General features: G+C 68.3%; 8 protein-coding genes. 2 read left to right on the top strand and 6 right to left on the bottom strand.

Annotated features, from left to right (window positions below):
- Positions 1-204: 204 nt before the first annotated feature.
- The 3 genes from AC04L7_RS12425 to AC04L7_RS12415 form a co-directional block, all read right to left on the bottom strand.
- On the bottom strand, positions 205-510 hold the full coding sequence (locus AC04L7_RS12425; RefSeq protein WP_435996659.1) for an EF-hand domain-containing protein: 306 nt from the start codon (positions 508-510) through the stop codon (positions 205-207).
- 112 nt (positions 511-622) lie between these two features.
- On the bottom strand, positions 623-994 hold the full coding sequence (locus AC04L7_RS12420) for an EF-hand domain-containing protein (RefSeq protein ID WP_296279333.1): 372 nt from the start codon (positions 992-994) through the stop codon (positions 623-625).
- A gap of 204 nt (positions 995-1,198) precedes the next feature.
- On the bottom strand, positions 1,199-1,594 hold the full coding sequence (locus AC04L7_RS12415) for a hypothetical protein (protein WP_475513106.1): 396 nt from the start codon (positions 1,592-1,594) through the stop codon (positions 1,199-1,201).
- A gap of 151 nt (positions 1,595-1,745) precedes the next feature.
- Between AC04L7_RS12415 and AC04L7_RS12410 the strand changes: the two genes are divergently transcribed.
- Positions 1,746-2,381: a Rossmann-fold NAD(P)-binding domain-containing protein gene (locus AC04L7_RS12410; protein ID WP_296279330.1), complete on the top strand. Its 636-nt coding sequence runs from the start codon at positions 1,746-1,748 to the stop codon at positions 2,379-2,381.
- Between the two features lie 8 nt (positions 2,382-2,389).
- On the opposite strand, the gene AC04L7_RS12405 is transcribed toward AC04L7_RS12410, so the two are convergent.
- The 3 genes from AC04L7_RS12405 to AC04L7_RS12395 all read right to left on the bottom strand — a co-directional run bounded on the left by AC04L7_RS12405 (position 2,390) and on the right by AC04L7_RS12395 (position 4,293).
- The gene (locus AC04L7_RS12405; protein ID WP_435996656.1) at positions 2,390-2,836 is read right to left on the bottom strand and encodes a DUF4920 domain-containing protein; all 447 of its coding nucleotides are present in this window, start codon (positions 2,834-2,836) and stop codon (positions 2,390-2,392) included.
- A 49-nt stretch (positions 2,837-2,885) separates the two neighbouring features.
- The gene (locus AC04L7_RS12400; RefSeq protein ID WP_435996654.1) at positions 2,886-3,392 is read right to left on the bottom strand and encodes a hypothetical protein; all 507 of its coding nucleotides are present in this window, start codon (positions 3,390-3,392) and stop codon (positions 2,886-2,888) included.
- Positions 3,393-3,507: 115 nt separating this feature from the next.
- Positions 3,508-4,293 carry a lytic transglycosylase domain-containing protein gene (locus tag AC04L7_RS12395; protein ID WP_435996652.1) on the bottom strand — a complete coding sequence of 262 codons (786 nt, stop codon included), beginning with the start codon at positions 4,291-4,293 and terminating at the stop codon, positions 3,508-3,510.
- A gap of 156 nt (positions 4,294-4,449) precedes the next feature.
- On the opposite strand from AC04L7_RS12395, the gene ppa reads away from it, so the two are divergent.
- A partial coding sequence (ppa, locus tag AC04L7_RS12390; protein WP_475513105.1) for an inorganic diphosphatase occupies positions 4,450-4,880 on the top strand: 431 nt, incomplete at its 3' end.

Here is a 4,880-nt window from a genome sequence, read left to right as displayed (position 1 = left end):
CGCGGGCGGCGTCATGTTGTCCGTCGGCGGCGCCGTCTCCACGGGCTCGGGAGCACTGGGCGGCGGCGTGTCTTCCGGTTTGGGGCCACAGGCGGTCAGCAGGCCGGCGCTGGCAAGTGCCAAGCCGAGACCCAGGGTCAATCGTCGCGGGGAATTCAGTTTCATGGCGTTTCCTCCATGCGGTGGTTCTGGGAGAGGGGTACCTCAGGGCGTGCCTTGGGCATGTATCGCGTATTCGTCGGGGCTCAAACGGCCATCCGCATCCTTGTCGAGGGTGCCGAAGGCCTGGGCGAGCGGTGGATCGACCGCAGCCTCGTCCTTGCTGATGGCGCCGTCGGCATTCTGGTCGAGTTCGTCGAAGGGTCGGGGTGCGGGCGCAGGGGTCGAAGCAGCCTGCGTCGGGGTCTTGTCGGTACGGTCCGACGCGTCCTGTGCGTGCACCGACGCGGCGGCCGACAACAGCAGTGTCAACACCATCGCCACTCCGGCGACGCCTGCAGTCGATTTCATGCTTTCCTCCTTGCGGAGCGTGGCTCCGGAAAAGCGAAGGACGGCCCGAAGGCCGCCCCTCGATGAGGTTGCGCCGGTGCGCTGCGCGGCATTACCCGGCTGTTGCGATGACTTACTTCTGCTGGTCGCCGTAGTTCTTGCTCACGAACGCCTTGTACTCATCGGCGGTCAGYGAGCCGTCCGTGTTGGCGTCGGCCTGGTCGAACACCTGGCTCAGGCCCGGATTCGCGCCAGCTTCTTCCTTGCTGATGTTGCCGTCGCCATTGGTGTCGACGTCAGCCCAACCCTGCTTGGCCTGCGTGGCGCCCGCCTCGGTGCTCTGGGTCGGGGTGGTCGCCGAACCCGCGGCCTGCTCTGCGCTCTGCTCGGTCTGCTGCGCCTGTGCGGCGTCGTCGGTCTTTTCCTGCGCGAATGCCAGCGGCATGGCCAGCGCGGCGCTCAGGGCGACCAGGGCGATCAGCGGCTTGCGGTTGTTATTCGTCATGTCAGTGCTCCGTTCTGTGGGAGTGCGTCCGATTGCGCACGGCCCCACCTTGCCTCCGTCGTTATGAACGAAATTTGCGTCGCGAAATGAACGTGCACGCGTGCTTAACCACGCCGGAGGCGGCTTCGACTAAACCGGTGTTAGGCACCCGTGAGCGCGATGTCAGGGCGGCATCCAATCCGTGATGCGGCACCCTGTTTGGTGTTACGCATCCGTTTTTTCGTCGCCAGCCTGCGCGCTCGCGGTTTCGATTTTCTTGCTGAACCAATGCCAACCCAGCACGACACCGGTCAGTGCACCCGCGATTTCCAGGACCACGCGCGTGCCGAGCCCGTCGGYATCGTGGATGCCCTGCAGCGCAATGCGCGCATACAGCGGCGACTCGAGCCGCGCGATGCCGAGGTAGAACATGTTCCAGACGTCCACGCCTGCGCCGATCACCACGGCCGACAGGCACGACCAGCCGATCGCATGACCCATCGACCCGCGCAGGCGGGCACAGAGCGCATTCCAGAACAGGAAGCACAGCACGCCGATGAGCAGCGCGATCGCCCCCGCTTCGACTGCGCCCAGAACGCCGTAGTGGAGCGGCAGGTTCATCCGGGGCGACCGGGGATGGCAGGCAGTACGACGGCACGCATGGAGGATTCCCGATAAGCGGGCAGCGCCCGCCGGAGAAGCGTAACCGAAGCCCGGGCATCGCCAGTGCACGGCTGGCAAGATGGCGGCTTTCCAGCCGCCGGGTATCTCCATGACACGCATCTTGCTGGCCGGGGCGACCGGCCTCGTCGGTGAGGCCGCGCTGCAGCGTGCACTGGCCTCGGCTCGCGTGGAGCAGGTCGTCGCGCCGACGCGCCGACCGCTCCCTCCGCATCCGAAACTGGTGAACCCGGTCGTGGACTTCGACGCACTGCCCGCCGATGCGGACTGGTGGCGCGTGGACGCAGTGGCATGCGCGCTGGGCACGACGATTCGCGATGCCGGTTCGCAGGAGGCATTCCGGCGGGTGGACCACGACTATCCGCTGGCGATCGCACGCCGTGCGCATGCCCAAGGGGCCATGGCATTCGCCTTGGTATCGGCGATGGGCGCGGACGCGCGTTCGCGCATTTTCTATTCGCGCACCAAGGGCGAGGTGGAAGAGGCGCTCGCCGGTATCGGTTTCACCTCGCTGACACTGCTACGCCCCGGCTTGCTGGGTGGCGAGCGCAGGCAGCATCGCGGCGGTGAGCGCCTGGCGCTGCGCGTCATGGGCGCACTGGATGGCGTGCTGCCGGCTCGTTATCGAGTCGTGCCCGCCAGCCGCGTCGCCGACGCCTTGCTGGGCGCGGCGCTGGAGGCGTCGCCGGGCACCCGGGTCATTCGTTCCGAGGAACTCCTCGCCTGACGCCGCCGTCAGGCGCCGGGATCATCGGCCAGCACCTGCACGCCATCGGCGAGGATGCGGTACTCCACGGCCGGTACCGCGGCCCCGGACGTTTCCTGCGCGGTATGCCGCTGCGCATCCGGCGACAATTCCGCTCGGGACAGCACGCCATGCACCTGCGCCTGGCCGCGGACATCCTTGGGCACATAGAAGTCGTGGTCGCCCAGCAGCACGCGCGCGCCCTGCCCTTCGTCTTCCAGCATCACCCAGCACCCCTTCTTCTGGCAGACGTCGACCACGCGCCCACTGAACACCTTGGCCTGCCCGGCATGCGAACCGGGGTCGGCCAGGGCAGCGGCGAGCGGCACGACCGGACCGGCGGGGAGATCGGCACCGAACTTTTCCCACTGCGGCACACCCGACGCCATGGCCGTGCCTGCCACCATCCACAGTCCCGCGATCGCCCAACGACGCATGTGCCTGTCCTCCGCCCGTGTCGACGCGATGATACGTCGTGGCCGCACGCTACTGCAGCAGGCCGTGCGGCAGCACCTGCAGGCGATGCAGGCCGGCGACGGCCACGACAGCGGCGGCAGCGCGGTCCAGCGTCGCCTCGTCGGGGTCGTCGATCACCAGCAGTACCTGGCCCGCGTCGATCTGCGCCTCGTAGTCGCGACGGACTTCGCTTGGCACCGCCGATCCAGCAAGCGAGGCGGCCCACATGCCAACACAGCCGCCGATCACGACGCACACGGCCACGCCGGCAGGGTGGATACCGACGGCGGGGACGAGCATGGCCGCGCCCCCCAGCAGCAGGCCGAGCACGCCGCCTCCCACCAGTCCCCGCAGGGCGGCCGCCTTGAAATCGGTGGGCGCGGCTTCCTTCTCGCGATCGGGCACGTGCTGGACTTCGATGTCGGAGCGACCCACGAGCGCAGCGTGGTCAGGATGGATGCCGGCGTCGACGGCGCGGCGAAGGGCCGCTTCGGCCACCGCAACGGACGGTGCACTGAATACGCGACGATGCTTCATGGCGTTCTCCTGCCCGGCGCGGAACGACCGGGCCCGGACGACACGCTAGGCGCGTGCGCGCGCACATCGGGTGAAGATCCAGCGGCGGAGACCGAATCTCCTCACGACGGGCGCGCTACAGCGCCGGACGCTCCGGCGCCGCTTTGCGGCCCAGTGCGCGCACGTACAGTTCGTACAGGGCGGTCACCTTGGACACGTACTCCTGCGTCTCCGCATACGGCGGGACGCCTCCGTACCGCGAGACCGTACCGATACCGGCGTTGTAGGCGGCCGCCACCAGCGTCAGGTCGCCCTTGTAGCGGCGCATCAGCGCGCGCAGGTGTCGCGCGCCCGCATTGATCGATTCCGCGGAGGAATACGGATCGGCGACGCCGTATTCCTTCGCCACCTCCGGCATCAGCTGCATCACCCCCATGGCACCCTTCGGCGAGAGCGCCTTCGCATCGAAGTCGCTTTCGGCGTGGGCCACCGCGCGCAGCCACGCATCATCTACGCCGGTCTGCCGCGCGGCGGCCTTGAACTCGGACGGGTAGCGGTCCAGCCGGGGCTTGCCCACCTTGCCCAGTCCCGGGTGCGCGGGCTCGCCGGGCGGCGTCTGCACGGTGAACTTCAGGTACGGCGTGGAGCCCGGCAGGTTGCGGGTGGAATAGACCTTCTGGCCGTCCTGGTCGCGCTCGTACAGCGTGCCGCTGAACACACCCATCGAGCCCCACAGGTTCGGCGTGCTGACGGCGTTATCGTCGATTTCCTTGGCCGTGCACTTCGAGCCGGGCTCCGGCGCCGTGGCCAGGCTGACCGTCCCGCCCTGCACGCAGCGATACACCGTGCGCGCCTCGGCGCCGGCACTGGCCAGGGCCAGTACCGTCAGCAGGACGCCGGCGGAGGAGCGCAGGAAGGGCATGGGCGGCGGATTCTAGGGCCGGGAAGCTGAAGGACAGCCTGAATCACGCACGTGACGCCGATGGTCGGCCAGACCCGGCACCCTCCCTGCTGCGCCGCAGCAGCCAAGCGCGTAAAATGCCGGCCCTCACTCACCGCACCCCCTTCGGAGCACGCAATGGGCCTGGATCTGGTCACCGCCGGCAAGAACCCGCCGGACGAAATCAACGTCATCATCGAGATCCCGAAGGACGCCGAGCCGGTGAAGTACGAAGTGGACAAGGCCAGCGGCGCGATCTTCGTCGACCGCATCCTCTCCACCCCCATGCGCTATCCCTGCAACTACGGCTACGTCCCGCACACCCTGTGTGGCGACGGCGACCCGGCCGATGTGCTGGTCGTGCTGCCGCTGCCGCTGATCCCCGGCTCGGTGATCCGCTGCCGTCCGGTCGGCGTCCTGCGCATGAGCGACGAAGCCGGCAGCGACGAGAAGCTGCTGGCCGTGCCGGTGGACAAGGTGTTCGCCGGCTACAGCCACATCAGCGACATCGACCAGGTCAGTCCGCACTGGCTGGAGCGCATCGGCCACTTCTTCGAGCACTACAAGGA

The sequence above is a fragment of the Pseudoxanthomonas sp. LjRoot204_2 genome (genome assembly GCF_056175765.1).
Note: the sequence above shows the minus strand (reverse complement) of the source record. Positions and strands in the feature narration are given on the sequence as shown.